Source organism: Arthrobacter sp. CAN_A6 (assembly GCF_015751715.1).
Lineage (GTDB): Bacteria > Actinomycetota > Actinomycetes > Actinomycetales > Micrococcaceae > Arthrobacter_D.
This window is the reverse complement of sequence record NZ_JADOUV010000001.1, coordinates 259,571-277,668: the sequence shown is the minus strand read 5'-3', so window position 1 is coordinate 277,668 and position 18,098 is coordinate 259,571. Positions and strand designations below refer to the sequence as shown.

The window sequence follows — 18,098 nt, the reverse complement described above, 5'->3', positions numbered from 1 at the left end:
GAATGACATTTCCCCAGCACACCGTCGCGCCGTCCGGAGTTGAGACGGCCAGTTCCGACACTCCCTACCGCGCAGGCGTACGGGACTGGATAGCGCTCGCCGTCCTGATGCTGCCCGTCCTGCTGGTCGCAGTCGACAACACCGTGCTGAGCTTCGCGCTGCCGGCGATCTCGCGGGATCTTGCACCCAGCGGGACGGCCTTGCTGTGGATCATCGACAGCTACCCCCTCGTACTCGCGGGGCTCCTCGTGGCGATGGGCAGTTTCGGGGACCGCTTCGGGCGGCGGCGGCTGCTCATGATCGGCGCCGGCGGTTTTGCACTCTTCTCCGTCGCCGCGGCCTTCGCTCCGACAGCCGGTTTCCTGGTCGCCGCCCGCGTGGGGCTCGGCGTTTTCGGCGCGATGCTCATGCCCTCGACGCTGTCGCTGATCCGGAACATCTTCCTGGACAGGGACCAGCGCCGACTCGCCATCGCAGTGTGGGCTGCAGGATTCTCCGCGGGTGCGGCGCTTGGCCCCCTGCTGGGAGGTGCACTGCTCGAGCACTTCTGGTGGGGTTCGGTGTTCCTTCTCGCCGTGCCGGTTCTCGTCCTGATGCTTGGCTTGACCCCCGCCTTCGTGCCGGAGTCCCGCGACCCCCGACCGGGCCGGGTGGACTACCTGAGCATTGCCCTGTCCATCATCACCATGCTTCCTGTGGTGTTCGCGATCAAGAACCTCGCGAAGGGCGGGCCCGGACTGGTGACCGTCACCGCCGTCGTGCTGGGCCTTGCCGCCGGCAGCGGCTTCGTGGTGCGCCAGCTCCGGCGTTCCTCCCCGATGCTCGATGTGCGGCTCTTCACCGTGCGCGCCTTCACCGGAGCCGTGCTCGTGAACCTGCTGGCCATCTTCTCCCTCGTGGGATTCCTCTTCTTCGTCTCGCAGCACCTTCAGCTGGTGCTCGGCCTCAGCCCCCTCGATGCCGGGATGGTCCTGCTGCCGGGGCTCGTCCTGACGATCGTCGCGGGATTGGGCGTGGTGCCCGTGATCAAGCGCATTCCAGCCCATGTGGTGGTCCCGGTGGCACTGCTCTTTTCGGCGGCTGCCTACAGCTTCCTCACCCTGCAGGGTCTGATCGCCGGGCAGGGAGGCTCTGCCCTCCAGTTGATGGCCGCCTTCGTGCTGCTCGGCATCGGCGTCGGCGCGTCGGAGACCGTCTCGAACGACCTGATCCTCTCGAGCGTTCCCGCCACCAAGGCCGGCGCCGCCTCGGCCGTGTCCGAAACCGCCTATGAAGTGGGTTCGGTGTTCGGAACGGCGATCCTCGGCAGCATTCTGCTCTCCTCCTATCAGGGCAACCTGTCGCTACCGGAGGCCCTCACCCTGGAGCAGGCAGCGGCAGCCACCGAAACGCTCGGTGGGGCGGTGGCGACTGCGGAGGATCTGCCGGCAGCAAACGCTTCGGCGCTGCTGGACTCAGCGTTTCACGCCTTCGACAGCGGGGTGACCCTGACCTCCGGTATCGCCGCGCTGCTCATGGTCGCTGCGGCGGTACTCGCCGCGTGGAGCCTGCGGCCGACGACGCGGGCCTAGGCCGGGCGAAGCCGCACCCCGGCAGCATTAGCTGTTTTCGGGCTTGACCAGGCTGTCCTCATCCTCTTCGAGCGCCGGGGCGTCCCTGATCTCCTCGAGCGGATCCTCTTCCGCTCCGACACTCTTCCCGGCGGCGTTCCCGTCCTGGGACACCGGGGCCGCCTGGTGTGGATTGGCGTCCTGCGGGTCTGTTGCGGATTCGTTCGGCATGATGCCCTACCTCGTATGAATTCATGGAGCCGAGAAACTTCGTCGACCCACCTACCTTAAGGCCCACCCGCGTCGGCAGACGCGGGTGGGCCGGAGAAGGGGTTCAGAGGATTTCGGTGGACGAAACCAGTCTTGTCGCGCTACGACCCGCGTCGCGCTACTACCCGCGTCGCCCTACTACCCGCGTCGCCCTACTACCCGCGTCACCCTACTACCCGCCGAGGATCGGCCGCAATGCACCCGCGAGCTGGTTGATTCCCAGCACGATGAACAGCAGCGCGATGATCGCCAGCGCACCGTTGGGAAGCAGCTTGTTCGCATCCTTCATGCCGGACAAGTGCATTCGGCGCATGCTGCGTTTAGAAGGGCCCGCACGGATCGGGGACAATGGAGTGTGCCCGTTCTTACCGAAGCCCCTGTTCTCGACTCCGATGCCATCCGCCGCGAAGCGGGCCGGAGGCGCACCTTTGCCGTCATCTCCCACCCCGACGCCGGTAAATCCACCCTCACCGAGGCCCTTGCGCTCCTTGCCCGTGCCATCCAGGATGCCGGTGTCACGCACGGCAAGTCGAGCCGCCACGCGACCGTGTCGGACTGGATGGGCATCGAACAGGAGCGCGGCATCTCCATCAGCTCGGCCGCGCTGCAGTTGACGTACCGCGATACCATCCTCAACGTGGTGGACACCCCCGGCCACGCCGACTTCTCCGAGGACACCTACCGCGTGCTCGCCGCGGTAGATTCCGCCGTCATGCTCATCGATGCCGCCAAGGGTTTCGAGCCGCAGACCGTCAAGCTGCTGGCCGTCTGCAAGGCACGGAACATCCCCATCATCACCGTCATCAACAAGTGGGACCGCCCTGGTCTCGACGCCCTTGGCCTGATCGACGACGTCGGCGAGCGCACCGGCATGGTGCCGGTTCCCCTGACGTGGCCGGCCGGCATCGCCGGGGACTTCCAGGGGCTGCTGGATGTCCGGGAAGGCAAGGCCGTGCGCCTCGAGGCCATCGGCGGCGGCGCCCAGGCCGCAGAGGAAACGGCGGTGGACATCGAGGCTCTTCCGCCCCTCGAGGCCGGTCTCTGGCTCGAAGCGCAGGAGGAAGCGGGGCTGGTGGCGTCGTCGAACGGGAACTTCGACCCCGCCGAATTCGAAGCGGCCCGCCAGACCCCAGTGCTGTTCGCCGCGGCGGCGAAGAACTTCGGCGTCTCGCAGCTCCTCGACATCCTTGTGGAGCTCGGCCCCGCGCCGTCGCCCAGGCCGTCGATCGACGACGAGCGGCGGCCCGTCGACGCACCGTTCTCGGGTTTCGTGTTCAAGGTCCAGGCAGGCCAGGACAGCGCGCACCGCGACCACATCGCGTACCTGAGGATCTGCTCCGGAACCTTCGAACGCGGCATGGTGATCACCAACCAGCGCACCGGCAAGCCGTTTGCCACCAAGTACGCCCACCGGGTGCTGGGCAGGAGCCGCGAGGTGGTGGATACCGCCTGGCCGGGTGATGTCGTGGGACTGGTCAACGCGACGAGCCTGCGGGTCGGTGACAGCCTGTTCTCCGAGGAACCGGTGCGATTCCCTGACATCCCCCGCTTCTCACCCGAGCTCTTCGCGGTGGCCCGGGCGAAGGATCCGGGACGCTACAAGCAGTTCCGGCGCGGGATCGACCAGCTTGAGCACGAGGGCGTGGTGCAGGTGCTGCGCTCGGACCTTCGAGGAGACCAGGCGCCCGTCCTCGCGGCGGTCGGTGCTCTGCAGTTCGAGGTTGCTGCGCAGCGGCTCGGCACCGAGTTCAACGCGCCGACGTCGCTGGACAACCTGTCCTACACCCTCGCGATGCGCGTGGCCCCCGGCAGCGAGGACGTGCCGGAGACCTTCCGCGGCGGAGAGATCCTGCACCGGGCCGATGGCGAGATCATCGCCGTGTTCGGCGACAAGTGGAAAGTGGGCCACTTCAGGAAAGACTTCCCCGGCGTGACGCTGGAGCCGATCGGCGCGGCGGTCGAGTAGCCCAGCGCTCAGCTTTACCTCCATCAGTGGAGTTTTCCCGACTGGACTTCATCGACGCTGACCGGGATCAGCGCGGCATCAGGCGTCTGTCACCTGCAAGGGATCGGTGATCTCGGATATCAGGACGGTTCTGCCGGTATCTGCAGCTCGGTGGGTGGCTTCGATGACCGCGAGTGAACGCGCGCCGTCGCTGACACTGACATGAGGCATTGCCACACCCCGCACCACATCGATGAAATGCTCCAGCTGATTGCTGTAGGAGTCGCCCGGACCTTTTGGTGCGAAGCTCAAGCTCAAGGGGTTCGCCCAGTCCGACACCCCTTCATGATGAAATTTCGCCAGTTGAGGCAACTCGAGTGCACCGTGCGTTCCCGCGATCCGATAGCAGGAGATAGTTGGGTTGAAGGGAAAGTTCGGATCGTCCTCAGTTGCCTGGTCCCATCCCCATGGTGCAACCACTGAATCGGAGATGATGAAGGAGCCGAGGGCCCCGTTCTCGAATTCGACGATCACGCTTGCAGTATCTTCGACGGCGAGATTCCGGACGGCGTTGCTCGTCCTTGCCTGCACGGAAACAATCTCTCCGCACAGGTGGCGTAGCAAATCCAGGTCGTGGACCAGATTGATGAGCATGACGCCACCGCCGGGCTGAACGCGCCAGGGTTGATCGAAATAGTCGTCCGGTTTCTTGGTGAACCAGGTGCCGCTGATTGCTACCAGCCGCCCCAGGTCCCCTCGGGAGATGAGCTCTTTGGCACTTTTGACCGACGGATGGTGCCTCCTATGATGGCCCATGAGTATCGGAATGCCAGTTGCTTCGGCTGCCCTGAGAAGCTGGGCGCCCTCCGCATAGGAAGTGGCAATAGGTTTCTCGAGGAGCACCGGTAGGCCGGCGTCCAGACAGTCCCGGGCGGTGGTGACATGACAGCTGTTGGGATTGGCGACGATCAAGGCGTCCACTCCACCGGCGTCGAGCAGTGCTTGGTGGCTGTGGAAGTGAGGTATCCGGTACTTTTCCGCGAATGCGGTTGTGGCCGGGTCCGCGACAGAGACAAGCTCTGCCGATCCGTTGCGGGCGATGATATCGGCATGTTTGTGACCCATGGTGCCGGCCCCGATGATGCCGATCCGGACAGGAGCGTCTCGACTTGGGTGTTCAGCCAAGGGAATTTCGGTTTCTTTCCGGCTCAGGAAGGCAAAGCGGCAACGACATCGATCTCCACGAGAATGTCGTACAGATCAGAGCCGACAGTCGTCCGCACGGGGAAGGGAGCGGGGAAAAACTCCACGTAGGCCTCGTTGTAAGCAGCGAAATCGCGTTTCAGGTGCTGCAGATGCGTAGTGACCTTCACGACGTCGGCGAACGTGGCTCCGGCCTCGGTGAGGACTGCCTCGATATTGCGAAGAACCTGACGAGTTTGTGCTGCGACCCCTTCCGGCACCTCCCCGGTGGCAGGGTTCTGCGGACCGAACCCGGCGGTGTAGAGGAAGCCGTTGGCAATGATGCCCTGATTGTAGGGACCTGCCGGTGCTGGTGCGTTGGGAATGACAACAGCTTTTTTGGACATGATGCTCCTTGTGTTCGGTCAGTGCTGGGGACGGTGCTGCGACTGATGCGCTTCTAGGTGCCGCTGCTCAGCACGGCAGCGCGCAGGGTCTCTTCTACGGTTCGGGCTTCACCGTCCTTCAGCAGATCCGGTCCGATCCACAAGCCGTGTGCGGAGCCGTTGCGCAAATCAGGGTGGACTGCGACCCGCGGGGATGCACCCTCCAGACTATTGAGTACCTGCGCGGCGCGGGCGTTGTCGGGAATCCCGACGTAGAGGCGGGGCACTGGTTGGCCTGCTTCGTTGAGTTGTTCGGTCTGAAGAGTAATGCCATCGAGACCGGTGAGTCCGGTCCTCCAGGAATCGACGGTGTCCAGCCATTGCTGGTGCAGTGCGGCATGATCAAGGCTGATGAATCGGTCGACGGCGGCCACCAGTCCTGCTATTTCTTCCTTCCCTGCTTTCATGGCGCGGGCCCACCGCTGGAACGGGGCACCGTTCTGGCGTGCTGCCTCGATGATCGCTGCATTTCCGACCATGAACCCGCTCGCCTGCGGGCCTCGTAGCGCCTTACCGCCGGAAAAGACAGCAATGTCCGCTCCGAGGTCACGGGTGAAGTGCCACAGGTTCTCCACGGGTGGTAGTTGTGCTGCGCCATCAACGATGACGGGAATGCCTCGGGATCTGGCAATGCGGACCACCTCGGGCAGTGGCAGGGCGACCTGCGGCAAGTGGGATCCGGCCACGTACAGAACTGCTGCCGTTCTCTCCGAAATGGCAGCTTCCAACTCCCAGTCGAAAGTTTGTTGGATATTGCCTATCTGGCGGATGGTGACTCCGGCCAGGGCGATGGTTGCGTCGTAGGGGATGCGGTGAGCTGCATGCATGATCACTTCGCTGGGTGCCTGGTCCCTACCCGGGAAATCACGCAGGATACCGGGGTCGCCCTTGGTTCGGATACCGAGGAGCGCAAGGATCAGCGCTGCGGCGCAGCCCGAGGTGACGTAGGCGGCCTCGTTCCGCGTCAGCTCAGCGACCCGCTTTCCAGCGGCGAGATGTAGTTGATGCATATCGATGAAGGAACCCGCAGCGTCCCGCATTGCCTCCAGCACCTCGTCGGGCATCAAGGAACCGCCGAGAGCGGTAAAAGTGGTGGCGGCGTTGATAACGGGTTTCACCCCGAGATCAGAATAAAAACTCATGGTGCCTTTCGGGTAGGTCTAGCCGAGTTGGCGTGAGATGTTCTGGGCGGTGGCGCGGATATCGTCTAAGTGCAACTTCAGGTCATCCAGTGTGGCGACCACCTTGATCGCCGTGAGTGACAGCGCCCCGATGATGCTGCCGTTGGAGTTGGTGATGGGGACCGCGATGCAGTTGACGAAATCCTCGAACTCCCCGTCATCGACGCCCCAGCCGCGGGTGTTTATCAACTCCAGCTGCTCATCAAGCGCTGCGCGGGAAACGATTGTCTGCGCGGTGAAAGCTGTCCATTCTGCGTCGACGAGAAGTGCATCCCGGCGTCCGACCGGAAGCTGGCTCAGGATGGCCTTGCCGACACCGGTGCAGTGCGGGAGCACGGTTTTGCCGACGCGCGAGTACATCCGTACGCTGTCCCGCCCTTCCACCTTGTCCACGTACATGACAGTGGACTCCACCAGCTGGGCCAGGTGGATCGTGTTGCCGGTTTTTGCCTGCAACCTGCGGAGTTCATCATGGGCGACCGCCGGCAGGTCCAACGCATCAAGTGCCTGCTGGGCGATGGAGATCATCTTCGGACCGATGCTGTAGTGCCCGTTCCCCCGGCGTAGAACGAACCCGGCCTCTTCGAAAGTTTGCAGCTGGCGCAGAACCGTGGAGCGGTGCACATCGAAGCGCCTCGCCGTTTCACTGAGACTGCGCGGTCCTTCGGCAAGGAAATCCAGAATCTCGATCGCCCGCTGTACTGCTTGAGACACGTAAACCCCTTTATACTGAACCCACATCGACAATCTTGCACATGCATGTGCAGTGTATGCAACATTACTAGGAATGCGACGTGAAATACCATGGTCAGTTCGATTTTGCGGGGCGGCTCAATCATCGACGGCCTGGGAGGTCCCCGCTATCGCGCCGATGTGTTGCTCCGCGATGGGCGCATCGCAGCAATCATGTCTCCCGGCAGTGTGGCCGAGGGACGGGACATCGACATCTCAGGTCTGGCGGTTGCGCCTGGCTTCATCGACATGCACGCGCATTCCGACCTGGCAGTTCTGGCTGACCCGGCGCATGTGGCCAAAGCGGCCCAGGGGGTCACCCTCGAGGTTGTCGGCCAGGACGGCCTGGGCTATTCGCCAGTGACCGAGGAGGTGATGGCCGTCACCCGGGAGCAGATCGCCGGCTGGAATGGAACACCGGATCTGGACTATGCCTGGCGCAGCGTCGGGCAATACCTGCACGAAGTGGACAAGGGGGCTGCGGTCAACGTTGCTGTTCTGGTTCCCCACGGCACCGTTCGGATGATCGTCATGGGGACCCAGTCGCGTGGAGCTACCGAGGATGAGCTCGAGCAGATCCGGGACATTGTGGCGCAGGGTCTGAGGGACGGCGCCATGGGGATGTCGGCAGGGCTTACCTATACACCCGGAATGTATGCCTCCGACGAGGAACTGATCCATGCACTGACTGCTGTCAGGGAGATCGGCGGATACTACTGCCCCCATCACCGCAATTACGGATCCGAGGTTGTCGAAGGGTACCAGGCCTGTTTCGAGATAGCGCGAAAAGCGCAGGTGCCCCTGCATCTCGCCCACTGCCATGTGAATTTCCCCCAGAACAAGGGCCGGGCGGCTGAAGTGCTTGCTGCACTTGATCGGGCCATCGCCGAGGGCACCGATGTCACCTTGGATGCCTATCCCTATCTGGCAGGAGCTACATACTTGGCTGCCTTGCTGCCGAGTTGGGCCCATGAAGGGGGCCGGGAAGCCATGGCGGCGCTACTGAATGACCCGCAATCCCGGGTGAGGCTCCTTCACGAGATCGAAGTTCTGGGCTCGGACGGACATCACGGCGTTCCCATGGATTGGGAAACGATTGTGATCTCGTCCACCCAGGACCCGCTCAATGGAAGTGCGGTCGGGAAGACGGTGACCGAACTCGCGACTGAGCTGGGTTCACCCGCAGGAGAGGTGTTCCTGAATCTGTTGCTCGCCGATGATTTTGGCGCCGGCTGCCTGGTGCAGGTTGGAAATGAGGAAAACGTCCAGGCCGTGATGCGTCATGAGGCCCACACGGTAGGCAGCGACGGAATCCTTGCGGGAGAAAGGCCCCATCCACGGGGGTGGGGCACCTTCCCCCGGTTTCTGGGCCACTATGTCCGCGAACTCGGCGTCTTGAGCTTGGAGGAAGCCGTGCTCCATGCAACCTCCCGCCCTGCCCGACGCCTGGGACTTCATGATCGGGGGGTTGTGGCCGAAGGCAATTGGGCGGACCTGGTGGTCTTCGATCCGGATCGGATAGCGTCGCGTGCCAGCTACGACGCCCCCAAAATCAACCCCGACGGTATTCATTACGTCTTCGTCAACGGCGAGGCCACTATCGAGAACGGTATCCGTACCACCGCGGTGCCTGGCAGAGCAATTCGGCGGGCCTAGCGCTTCGAGAACAGCGTCCGAAAACTATTTACAAAACACCGGCCCCCTGACACCATGGCATATACCGCAACGTCTGTTGCAACAGGTGCACACTCGGGAGCTGTAGTGAAAAATCGATCAAGAATGAAGAACGTGGCTACGATCGCCGCCCTGGCCCTGACCCTGACTGCCTGCAGCGGCGGCGGGGGCGGGGCCTCCCAGGATGATGGACCGCCGGCAGAGGAGGGCGGTACGCTCACCTTCGCGAACTGGCAGTGGTTGGAACCCGGTCGGGGTGAGGACATCCTCGCTGCCGTCAAGGAGTATGAGGGCGTCAACGCCAACGCGACGATCGAGCCGCAGGAGATCACCAGGGCCGACTACGAGAAGACCATCAGTACCCAGATCGGTTCCGGTGCGGGTCCGGATATCTTGATCATCCCTGACCCGTTCTTTCCCGAGTTGGCAGCATCCGGCGCGCTGGAGCCACTCGAGGGGGTGCTGGATGCGGACAGCGAAAGTGCTTTGCGCGAGTCGAATGAGAACTACATGTTCGAAGACGAACAGCTCGGCTTGATCTGGGAAGCCGTACCTTACGCGTTGTTCTACAACAACACGATCATGAGCGAGGCAGGGGTGGAGCCGCCGACCACTCCCGAGGACCTGACAACAGCAGCGCAAACCATTCAGGAAGCAACAGGGAAGACCGGCTTCGTCGTCCGGCATCAGCTCAACGAAGAAGCGCCCTGGTGGACGGATTACAGCAACTGGGCTTTCGGGTTCGGTGGCGCATGGTCAGACGGAGAGCAGTTGACCATCAACAGCGAGGAGAACGTCGCCGCGGCGGATGCGTACCTCAATGCCTACAATTCCGGTGGCTTCGGTGTCGGCGATGACGCTTCGACGTACCGCAGCAAATTCGCCGCCGGCGAAGTCGGCATGGTGATCGACAATTCCTCAGCCCTGCTGACCATGGTTTCAGGTGACGGTGCGGTCCAGTCTTCCGACGTATCCGCTTCGACGCTGCCGTTTCCCGGTGGCGGTTCGGCTTACGCGGGCTTCTCGATCGGAATCAACGCCAACTCGGACAACAAGGAACTGTCGAAGGATTTCATCCGGTGGATGATGACATCTGAGGCCCAGTCCACCTTCGTGGAGGCGTTGTTCCCGTCCGGAATTGCTACCGATGTGGCAGCTCCCGAGTCACTCATCGAGGCGAATCCCTGGATCGAGGCATTCTACGAGCAGCTGGACAACTCGTCGTCCGTGGTGATTCCCGGCTTCGAGACCCAGACACCGCAGATCCGCACCATCGTCCTGACCGAGGTCGAGCGGATGCTGACCAGTGGGGTATCGGCCCAGGAAGCCATGGATGCGGCTCAGCAACAGGCCGAGGCACTAGCGCCCTAGCCTTCACGCAGGTGCCCCCATGAGGGGGCACCTGCACCTGGCACCCTCTACCTCTATCGAGAGAACGAATCGATGACTGTCCGTTCATCCACCAGGCCCCGCCCGTCTTCCGCGGCGGTACCGCCGGTGCCCAAGAAACGTCGCTTCAGCTGGACGCCCTATCTGTTCATCGGACTGGCCGTGCTCTACCTGTTGTTGTTCGCCGTCATTCCTCTGCTCAAGGGTTTGGACCTCAGCTTCACCGACACCCGGCTGCTGAACCCCACAGCGGGCGAGTACATCGGCTTCGAAAACTATGAACGGCTTCTTACCAGCGGTGCGTTCTTCAAGTCCGTCCTCACCACCCTGATCTATACCGCTTTCACCGTCGTTTTCTCCCTTACCCTGGGCACCATTTCCGCCTTCGTCATCAACCGCATGTTTCCAGGCCGTACCCTGGCCCGGGCCATCATGGTGATGCCGTGGGCGGTCCCGACCGTCGCCGTCGTACTGGTTTTCCGGTGGATCTACAACGATTCCTCCGGGGTAGCCAACGCCGCCACGACCGCCCTTGGCCTTGGCGAGCGGGGATGGCTGACCGATCCGGACTACGGGATGCTCTCGGTGGTGGTCGCTACGGTATGGAAAGTCACTCCATTCGTGATGCTGGTGGTCCTGGCCGCGCTGCAATCGGTCCCCGAAGACCTTTATGAGGCCACCAGGATTGACGGCGCCGACAGCTACAGCACCTTCAAGCTCGTGGTCCTGCCGTTCCTGTTACCGACCCTGCGCGTGGTCGGTCTCCTGATGACCATCTGGTCGTTCAGGCGCTTCGAAATTATCTGGCTGCTCACCGGCGGCGGACCGGTGGACGCCACGACGACCATCGTCATCGACGTCTACCGGCAAGCGTTCAACAACAGTCAGCTCGGTCTGGCCGCTGCCATCGGCATGCTCGGCCTCGTGTTGTCCCTGATCGTAACTGCTGTCTACTTCGTCCTTGAATTACGCTCCAACAAGCAGAACGGAGTCAGCGCATGATGGGCCGCCGCCGCCTGGGGACGGGAGTCAGGGCTCTGCTGGCGCTCCTGCTGACCTGTCTGGCAGGATTTCCCCTCTTCTGGATCATCAACACCGCGATGACGCCGACTGATGTGCTGTACCAGGGCGGACAATCACTGGTGCCGGATTTCTCACGCAGCCTGCAGATATTCTCCGTCCTCACAACTGACACCCCATTCCTCCGCTGGATGGCGAACTCGGCCTTTGTCGCCTTCGGGACAACCCTTCTGAGTCTGCTCATGGCAACCCTGGGCGCCTATGCCCTCTCCAGGTACAAGTTCATCGGCAAGGGGCCCATGGGTTTCCTGTTCTTTGCGACCCAGATGCTGCCCGAAGCGTTGCTCGTCGTTCCGCTCTACTCGCTGTTCGCGGCACTCGGACTGCTGAACGAACTGCACGGGCTCGTCCTCGTGAACACGGCCTTCGCCATGCCGGTCGCACTGTTCATCCTGAAGTCCGCGATCGACAACATTCCGTACGAGCTCGAAGAGTCAGCCCGGGTAGATGGATGCAGCCCGTTGAGTATCCTGCAGGTGATGGTAGTTCCCTTGGTCGCGCCGTCAATGGCGGCCGCTGCGGTCATCACCTTCTTCGACGGCTGGAACGAATACCTGTTCGCGACCACCTTCATCGAGGATCGCGCGTCCTGGGTGGCCTCCACCGGCCTGGCGTCATTCATCGGCGAGTTCTCCACACCGCTGGACACGGTTTTCAGTGCCGCCTTCATCTTCACCATTCCGGCGATCGTCTTCTTCCTCCTCATGCAACGCAAGATCGTCTCCGGACTCACCGCCGGATCAGTAAAGGGATAGTTCCATGCCAACGATTGAATTTGACCAGGTCAGCAAGAATTTCTCAGGCAACACTGTCATCAAGGGCTTCGACGCGACAGTGCCCGACAAAGAGTTCCTGGTACTCCTCGGCCCTTCCGGATGCGGCAAGTCGACCATGCTCCGGATGATTGCCGGGCTCACCGATATCTCCGCAGGACAACTCAAGTTCGACGGCGTAGTGGTCAACGACCTGGAACCCAAGAAGAGGAACATCGCGTTCGTCTTCCAGTCCTACGCGCTCTATCCACACATGAGCGTCCGGGCCAACATCGGATTTCCCCTCGTGATGGACAACTTCAAGTGGTGGCACCACATCCCACTGGTGGGCGGTTTGGCGCGCCGCGCGTTGATGAAACGGGAGGACGTAGCCACGAAGATCAACGAAGTCGCCGAAATGCTCGAATTGACTGATTACCTGGACCGCAGGCCGAAAGCCCTTTCGGGTGGCCAGCGCCAGCGAGTAGCAGTTGCACGGTCCCTGATCAGGGAACCGGCTCTCTACCTGCTCGATGAGCCGTTGAGCAACCTGGACGCCAAGCTTCGGACGCAAATGAGGGCGGAGATTTCAGCACTCCACGACCGGGTGAAGAAGACCTTCGTGTATGTCACCCATGATCAGGTGGAAGCGATGACGATGGGAACACGCATCATCGTCCTCAACGACGGACTTGTTCAGCAATATGGCACTCCCAAAGACATCTACGACCGGCCGGCCAACACATTCGTTGCCCGTTTCATCGGCTCCCCGCCGATGAACCTCATCCCCATTGTCGTTGACGGAGGCCGGGCAACCATGTTCGGCATCAACCTACCCTTCCAACCACCGGAAACCATGGGCGTCCAGGAAGCCCAGCTCGGGATCCGCGCCGAGAAGGTCCAGGTACGCATCGAAAGGGGCGCTCCAGGCTACCCGGCACGAATTGTCACCGTGGAGCATCTGGGATCCGAAACCGTTGTCGGATTCAAGTTCGGCACAGACAACCTGACTGTCGAGGTCGGTGCCCGAGCCTCCCGGGACCTTTTCTACGCCAAGCTGGTCGGCGACGTGCGCCTGGAACATGGTCAGACCTGCACCATTTCGTTCGATCCCGCGGATGTGCTTTGGTACTCGAGCGATAGCGGGGAGCTGTTCGACAGTCCGCAAATGGCGCCCAGCTGATCGATCGGGACAGGAATCGTGAAAGCTGGCATGACGAACACCCAGGAATCCGGCGCTGAGTCGCCTCCGTTGCTGTGCCTGGGCGAAACGATGGTGTTGTTAACGGCCGACGACGGGCCGCTGGAGGAGAACAGCCACGTCGGTATCCATATCGGCGGCGCTGAGAGCAACGTGGCCAGTGGCCTGGCGCATCTCGGCCACGAAGTGGAATGGTTCAGCAGGGTCGGTGATGACCCCTTCGGCCGCATCGTTCGAGATTTCCTGCGAACCCGCGGTGTTCGGTTGGACCGAGTTGCAGTTGATCCTGGGCGGCCTACGGGGATCTATCTGAAGAACAGGGAAGCCGAATCCAGTCGTGTCTTCTACTACCGGTCCGGTTCGGCTGCGTCGGCCATGGGTCCTGATGATCTGAGGTCCCTCTCGTTGGAAAGCCGCGCTCTGTGCCACGTATCAGGCATCACGCCGGCTCTTTCGGCGACCGCTGACGCGCTGATGCAGCAGCTGCTGATCGACCGCCCCGTCCCGGAACTCAAGGTGAGCTTCGATGTCAACTACCGGCCCGCGCTGTGGCCCCGTTCAATCGCTGCGCCTCGTCTGCTGCAATTGGCGCGTGGAGCACACATCGTTGTGGTCGGCCGCGATGAGGCTGAGGTCCTGTGGGATACGGAACGCGCGGAGGATGTGCGAAGGCTTCTTCCCGACACACCACACCTCGTGGTCAAAGATGCAGCTATCGGGGCAACGCACTTCACCGGGGATTCGGTGACCTTCGAACCCGCTCTCATGGCGGATGTCGTAGACCCGGTGGGTGCGGGTGATGCCTTCGCCGCCGGCTTCCTCAGCGGGCTGGTGCGTGGTCTGGGAGTATCGCAGGCACTCCGGGTAGGTCACCTGATGGCTGGCCTGACGCTGCAGCACGTCAGCGATCTGCCGGCGCTTCCGCCTGCAGAGGCAATACTGTCCGTCAGCCGGCTAGGCACCGAAGAGTGGGCCGACATCCAGCTCACCAGCGACCATCTGAAGAACCTAAACGTTTTATTACCGGAAGGGCATGCGCATGTTCGCTGACATCGACACTCTCATCCAGGGACAGCCGGTCATGGCAATCCTCCGAAACATGGAAGCCAAGCGGGCAGTCGAACTGGCCTCGAAGGCGTGGGATCTCGGAATCGACCTGGTAGAGGTGCCCATTCAAACGGCAGACGCCGTCCCCTCGTTGGAGGCGGTGATCAAAGCAGGAGCGGAGCGGGGGAAGCCCGTTGGTGCAGGAACTGTGGTCTCCGCGGAGCAGGTTCAGCAAAGTCTGGATCTCGGAGCTGCTTTCACCGTTGCACCCGGCCTGGATGAGGAAATAGTGGGACTGTGCCGAAGTGCAGGAATACCGCACTTGCCCGGCATCTCCACCCCAAGCGAAATTCAGGCCGCGGTTCGCCTCGGTTGCACGGTGGTCAAGGCTTTCCCTGCTTCGGTTCTAGGCACTGAATGGTTTAAGGCAATGCAGGGACCATTTCCAGGCGTGTCATTAGTTGCCACCGGTGGCATAGATGCGTCGAACGCAGCATCTTTCCTCCAAGCCGGGGCACGCACTGTAGCCGTAGGCTCAGCCCTCGCCGACGATCGTCAGCTGGACCTCATCGCGCATATCCTTGCCGCCCGACGGAAACCCGGCAACGATGGGCCCGGACATGACCAGTAGAACCCTTATAGTTTCAGCTGCTCAGCTTGGGCCTATCCCTGCTTCGGCGAGACGAGCCGAAACATTGGAACGCCTCATCAAACTGCTGGAAGGAGCAGCTAAGGAAGGAACGCAGCTTGTAGTCTTCCCGGAAGCCGCGTTGACTCCCTTCTTTCCCCATTGGCTCGTGCGCGACGAAGATGAACTTCACAGCTATTACGAGAAGGACCTCCCCGGGCCGGATACCCAGGCCCTGTTCGATGCAGCCCTCGAGCTACAGGTCTCCTTCGTCTTGGGCTATGCAGAACGCACTGAGGATGAGCGGCTGTTCAATACTGCTGCTTTGGTCGACGAGCACGGCAAAGTCATTCATCGCTATCGGAAGATTCATCTCCCAGGGTTCCAAACCGTGCAGGAGAAAGCGCCGTTTCAGAACCTGGAGAAACGATATTTCGAGGTCGGCGATCTCGGCTTCGGCGTACAGCCCTGGCGCAACACCAAGATTGGGCTCGCCATCTGCAACGATCGGCGATGGGCGGAAACATACCGGGTATTGGCCATTGGTGGAGCGGAGATCGTGTGCCTTGGATACAACACCCCTGCTTCGACACCACACCTGCCCGAAAGCGATGCACTGGTGAATTTCCAGAATCATTTGTCCATGCAGGCCGGTGCCTACCAGAACTCGATGTGGGTCATTGGCACTGCCAAAGCGGGTACTGAAGAAGGGGTGAACCAAATTGGTGGTAGTGCCGTCATTGCGCCGTCCGGTGAAATACTTGCTGTAGCCAAGACACTAGGCGATGAACTTGTAACGACGGAGATCGATTTGGACATGGTCACTCGATACCGCCGCGAAATTTTCAACTTTGCCCAGCACCGTCGACCCGAACATTATCGGAGCATCGCTCGGCCCCTCTCCTAGCAGCGGGATTGACTGAGACCTGGTTGCCTTCGCAGACGAGCATGGGTGGGTCGGTCAGGTGCTTTGGGCCGGTACGTCCGTGGGCGGGCTGGCTACCAGGTCGGGCTTCAGCTCGACCCGCGCTTCGAGCTGGCGCCATCGACTAAACCTTCACTCAGCCGCCTGCCGCATAATGGAGGCTACGATTCCATCGCTCCCGCCGGAGGACCGTCCTGCCCACTGCACCGCTGCCCTCGCGCAGGTATCGGATTGTAACCAGCGTCCTCTGCGCTGCATGGTCGGCCTGCGTTGCAGTCATCGTCTTCCGGCAAGCGCAGGTCGACAGCGAAGCCGCCGGCGTCCTGCAACGAGGGCTCCGCTTCCTCCACGCACGTGGCCTTCCGACCTCCATCGACTATGCCTTCGTGGAGTTCACAGCGAACATCGTTCTGTTCGTTCCGCTCGGCCTGTTCTGGTTCATCCTCGCGCCGCGCGGCTGGCGCTGGCACGGACCGCTGGTAGCCTTCGCGTTGTCCGTGCTGATCGAACTGGCCCAGCACGTACTGCTTCCCCAGCGTGTCGCCTCGCCGTACGACGTCGTGGCCAACGGTTCGGGCGCCCTGGTGGGGATGCTGGTTGCGTGGGGCGCGCTGTGGTGGCGAGAGAAGGGACGACGACGGCAGGGACACTTCCGCGACGCCGCCGTCGCCCATCCGCCTTCTTCTAGGAGGCGCCCGGAGGGGTGATGCCGCCGGAGCACGGTGCGCCCGGCTCGCGCGTCTGCTCGCCCTCGATGTACTTGGTCAGGAAGGCGCCGAGGCGCTCATCCTCAGCGGAGTCGACCTCGAGCTGAAGGCCCCAAGCGGTAGCTGCCACCGGGCTTTCCTGGTCGGGATTCGGGCTGAGCACCACGTACGAGCGGCTGCCGACAAGGTCGGTCAGCGCGTCGATCTCCGCCTGCGGAAGATCAGGCTGGTAGGTGACCCACACTGCTCCATGCTCCATTGAGTGAATGGTGCTGGACGCCGGTATCGGCTCCGTATAGACCCCGCAGTTGGTCCAGACCGGGTTGTGGTCTCCGCCTACCGGCGGATTCTGCTCGTAGTCCACTTCCGCTTCGGTGTGGTTGAAGGTGAGGTCCTCGTAGGTCTGCACGCCCTCGATCGGCTGGGCCGCAAGCTCCTCGGCGCGGTTCCGCTCCTGGATCTGGCCCACGATCACGATGGTCACCGCCACGATGATGGCTAGGATCACGGCACCGATCCCTCCGAAGATCAGGGCATTGCGTTTCCGCTCGCCGGCCCGCTGCTGTGCCTGGATGGCCGCCAATCGTGCCTGGCGGTCCGTGTTTTCCTGGGCTCTCTTCTTATTCAACGATCAATTCCTTAGTGCGGAGGGGTTTGGTTCCTATGCCCAATCTACCGGCGGAGCCGGTCACAACTCGTCGAGCAACGCCTGCATGAGATCAATTTCGGCCTGTTGGGAATCCTCGATCCTGCTGGCAAGGGTGCGCACCTGCTCGGTCGAGGCGAGTTCCACGCCGGCTGCAGCCATCTCGACACCCGCCACGTGGTGATCGATCATCAGGGTCAGGTAGATGCGCTCGGCGTCGTCGTCCGATGCTGCGGCGAGTTCTTCCAGCTGCTCGGGCGTGGCCATGCCGGGCATCAGTCCGTCGGCACCGACAGCCATACTGCCTGCACCTCCCGTGCTTTCCATGCCGGCCGTACTGCCCGACTCCATCGAATGATCCATGGCTCCCTCAGCCATCGACGTCATCCATGCCATCCGAGGTTCTCCGCTACTCTGCGGCAGGCCCCATTCCTGCAGCCACGCGTACATCTGACCCTTTTGCTGCTGCTGCGTCATGGCGACGTCGTAGGCGATGGTCCGCAGCGTCTCGTCATCGGTGCGGTCCCTCAGCAGCATGGACATCTGCACTGCCTGCGCGTGGTGCACCTGCATGTCCCGCGCAAAACCGGCGTCAGCGCTGGTGATATCAGGGTGTGATGGGCTCGCCGCAACGCGGCCGGCGGTGAACGCCAGGAAGAAGAGTGCCGCGACGGCGATTCCCGCAAGTACGAGCAGGGTCAGCCTTTGCCAGGCGGACATGGTTGTGAACATTGAGGTCCTTG

The 18,098-nt window shown here is 62.2% G+C and carries 19 protein-coding genes; 11 read left to right on the top strand and 8 right to left on the bottom strand.

Features of this window, described 5'->3' with window-relative positions; all coding sequences use genetic code 11:
• Window positions 1-2 precede the first annotated feature (2 nt).
• The gene (locus tag IWX75_RS01355) at window positions 3-1,571 is read left to right on the top strand and encodes an MFS transporter (RefSeq protein WP_196820453.1); all 1,569 of its coding nucleotides are present in this window, start codon (window positions 3-5) and stop codon (window positions 1,569-1,571) included.
• Window positions 1,572-1,598: 27 nt separating this feature from the next.
• Here IWX75_RS01355 and IWX75_RS01350 read toward each other — a convergent pair whose 3' ends face one another.
• Together IWX75_RS01350 and IWX75_RS17580 are read right to left on the bottom strand one after the other, a co-directional pair.
• Window positions 1,599-1,781, bottom strand: a complete 183-nt coding sequence (locus IWX75_RS01350) for a hypothetical protein (protein WP_196820452.1) — start codon at window positions 1,779-1,781, stop codon at window positions 1,599-1,601.
• 211 nt (window positions 1,782-1,992) lie between these two features.
• Window positions 1,993-2,124 carry a hypothetical protein gene (locus IWX75_RS17580; RefSeq protein ID WP_334684022.1) on the bottom strand — a complete coding sequence of 44 codons (132 nt, stop codon included), beginning with the start codon at window positions 2,122-2,124 and terminating at the stop codon, window positions 1,993-1,995.
• A gap of 51 nt (window positions 2,125-2,175) precedes the next feature.
• Here IWX75_RS17580 and IWX75_RS01345 point away from each other — a divergent pair, with 51 nt between their 5' ends.
• Window positions 2,176-3,786 carry a peptide chain release factor 3 gene (locus IWX75_RS01345; protein WP_196820451.1) on the top strand — a complete coding sequence of 537 codons (1,611 nt, stop codon included), beginning with the start codon at window positions 2,176-2,178 and terminating at the stop codon, window positions 3,784-3,786.
• A gap of 78 nt (window positions 3,787-3,864) precedes the next feature.
• Here the strand turns inward: IWX75_RS01345 and IWX75_RS01340 are convergent, their stop codons facing one another.
• Genes IWX75_RS01340 through IWX75_RS01325 form a run of 4 tightly spaced genes read right to left on the bottom strand, consistent with a single transcriptional unit; the run spans window position 3,865 to window position 7,288 of the window.
• Window positions 3,865-4,950, bottom strand: coding sequence for a Gfo/Idh/MocA family protein (locus tag IWX75_RS01340; RefSeq protein WP_196820450.1), 1,086 nt, complete (start codon window positions 4,948-4,950; stop codon window positions 3,865-3,867).
• Between the two features lie 23 nt (window positions 4,951-4,973).
• Complete coding sequence (locus IWX75_RS01335) at window positions 4,974-5,354, bottom strand: RidA family protein (RefSeq protein ID WP_196820449.1); 381 nt, start codon at window positions 5,352-5,354, stop codon at window positions 4,974-4,976.
• A gap of 53 nt (window positions 5,355-5,407) precedes the next feature.
• Window positions 5,408-6,535, bottom strand: a complete 1,128-nt coding sequence (locus tag IWX75_RS01330) for an aminotransferase class V-fold PLP-dependent enzyme (RefSeq protein WP_196820448.1) — start codon at window positions 6,533-6,535, stop codon at window positions 5,408-5,410.
• An 18-nt stretch (window positions 6,536-6,553) separates the two neighbouring features.
• Window positions 6,554-7,288 (bottom strand): IclR family transcriptional regulator, encoded by a 735-nt coding sequence (locus IWX75_RS01325; RefSeq protein ID WP_196820447.1) that lies wholly within the window; start codon window positions 7,286-7,288, stop codon window positions 6,554-6,556.
• Between the two features lie 90 nt (window positions 7,289-7,378).
• On the opposite strand from IWX75_RS01325, the gene IWX75_RS01320 reads away from it, so the two are divergent.
• From IWX75_RS01320 to IWX75_RS01280, 9 genes are all read left to right on the top strand, one after another.
• A complete protein-coding gene (locus IWX75_RS01320; protein WP_196820446.1) occupies window positions 7,379-8,962 on the top strand; it encodes an N-acyl-D-amino-acid deacylase family protein in 1,584 nt (527 codons plus the stop codon).
• A 132-nt stretch (window positions 8,963-9,094) separates the two neighbouring features.
• Entirely contained in the window at window positions 9,095-10,351 is a 1,257-nt protein-coding gene (locus tag IWX75_RS01315; RefSeq protein ID WP_196820445.1) for an ABC transporter substrate-binding protein, read from the top strand.
• Window positions 10,352-10,423: 72 nt separating this feature from the next.
• Window positions 10,424-11,371 carry a carbohydrate ABC transporter permease gene (locus IWX75_RS01310; protein ID WP_196820444.1) on the top strand — a complete coding sequence of 316 codons (948 nt, stop codon included), beginning with the start codon at window positions 10,424-10,426 and terminating at the stop codon, window positions 11,369-11,371.
• The gene (locus IWX75_RS01305) at window positions 11,368-12,204 is read left to right on the top strand and encodes a carbohydrate ABC transporter permease (RefSeq protein WP_196820443.1); all 837 of its coding nucleotides are present in this window, start codon (window positions 11,368-11,370) and stop codon (window positions 12,202-12,204) included. The genes IWX75_RS01310 and IWX75_RS01305 overlap by 4 nt, the downstream gene beginning before the upstream one ends.
• Before the next feature lie 4 nt (window positions 12,205-12,208).
• Entirely contained in the window at window positions 12,209-13,384 is a 1,176-nt protein-coding gene (locus tag IWX75_RS01300; RefSeq protein ID WP_196820442.1) for an ABC transporter ATP-binding protein, read from the top strand.
• 30 nt (window positions 13,385-13,414) lie between these two features.
• Window positions 13,415-14,452 (top strand): sugar kinase, encoded by a 1,038-nt coding sequence (locus IWX75_RS01295; protein WP_196820441.1) that lies wholly within the window; start codon window positions 13,415-13,417, stop codon window positions 14,450-14,452.
• A complete protein-coding gene (locus IWX75_RS01290) occupies window positions 14,442-15,080 on the top strand; it encodes a bifunctional 4-hydroxy-2-oxoglutarate aldolase/2-dehydro-3-deoxy-phosphogluconate aldolase (RefSeq protein WP_334684021.1) in 639 nt (212 codons plus the stop codon). The genes IWX75_RS01295 and IWX75_RS01290 overlap by 11 nt, the downstream gene beginning before the upstream one ends.
• Entirely contained in the window at window positions 15,058-15,984 is a 927-nt protein-coding gene (locus tag IWX75_RS01285) for a nitrilase-related carbon-nitrogen hydrolase (protein ID WP_334684020.1), read from the top strand. Before IWX75_RS01290 ends, IWX75_RS01285 begins: the two co-directional genes overlap by 23 nt.
• A gap of 212 nt (window positions 15,985-16,196) precedes the next feature.
• Window positions 16,197-16,709: a VanZ family protein gene (locus IWX75_RS01280; protein WP_196820832.1), complete on the top strand. Its 513-nt coding sequence runs from the start codon at window positions 16,197-16,199 to the stop codon at window positions 16,707-16,709.
• On the opposite strand, the gene IWX75_RS01275 is transcribed toward IWX75_RS01280, so the two are convergent.
• Entirely contained in the window at window positions 16,687-17,337 is a 651-nt protein-coding gene (locus IWX75_RS01275; RefSeq protein WP_196820438.1) for a DUF3105 domain-containing protein, read from the bottom strand. The two genes, IWX75_RS01280 and IWX75_RS01275, sit on opposite strands and share 23 nt — an antisense overlap.
• A 60-nt stretch (window positions 17,338-17,397) precedes the next feature.
• Complete coding sequence (locus tag IWX75_RS01270; protein WP_196820437.1) at window positions 17,398-18,087, bottom strand: DUF305 domain-containing protein; 690 nt, start codon at window positions 18,085-18,087, stop codon at window positions 17,398-17,400.
• Between the last annotated feature and the right edge of the window lie 11 nt (window positions 18,088-18,098).

Coding starts and splice junctions, on each gene's coding strand:
- IWX75_RS17580 (WP_334684022.1), bottom strand. CDS start 2,124: ATGCACTTGTCCGGCATGAAGGATGCGAACAAGCTGCTTCCCAACGGT.
- IWX75_RS01335 (WP_196820449.1), bottom strand. CDS start 5,354: ATGTCCAAAAAAGCTGTTGTCATTCCCAACGCACCAGCACCGGCAGGT.
- IWX75_RS01355 (WP_196820453.1), top strand. CDS start 3: ATGACATTTCCCCAGCACACCGTCGCGCCGTCCGGAGTTGAGACGGCC.
- IWX75_RS01310 (WP_196820444.1), top strand. CDS start 10,424: ATGACTGTCCGTTCATCCACCAGGCCCCGCCCGTCTTCCGCGGCGGTA.
- IWX75_RS01305 (WP_196820443.1), top strand. CDS start 11,368: ATGATGGGCCGCCGCCGCCTGGGGACGGGAGTCAGGGCTCTGCTGGCG.
- IWX75_RS01290 (WP_334684021.1), top strand. CDS start 14,442: ATGTTCGCTGACATCGACACTCTCATCCAGGGACAGCCGGTCATGGCA.
- IWX75_RS01285 (WP_334684020.1), top strand. CDS start 15,058: ATGGGCCCGGACATGACCAGTAGAACCCTTATAGTTTCAGCTGCTCAG.
- IWX75_RS01270 (WP_196820437.1), bottom strand. CDS start 18,087: ATGTTCACAACCATGTCCGCCTGGCAAAGGCTGACCCTGCTCGTACTT.
- IWX75_RS01295 (WP_196820441.1), top strand. CDS start 13,415: ATGACGAACACCCAGGAATCCGGCGCTGAGTCGCCTCCGTTGCTGTGC.
- IWX75_RS01320 (WP_196820446.1), top strand. CDS start 7,379: ATGGTCAGTTCGATTTTGCGGGGCGGCTCAATCATCGACGGCCTGGGA.
- IWX75_RS01300 (WP_196820442.1), top strand. CDS start 12,209: ATGCCAACGATTGAATTTGACCAGGTCAGCAAGAATTTCTCAGGCAAC.
- IWX75_RS01350 (WP_196820452.1), bottom strand. CDS start 1,781: ATGCCGAACGAATCCGCAACAGACCCGCAGGACGCCAATCCACACCAG.
- IWX75_RS01330 (WP_196820448.1), bottom strand. CDS start 6,535: ATGAGTTTTTATTCTGATCTCGGGGTGAAACCCGTTATCAACGCCGCC.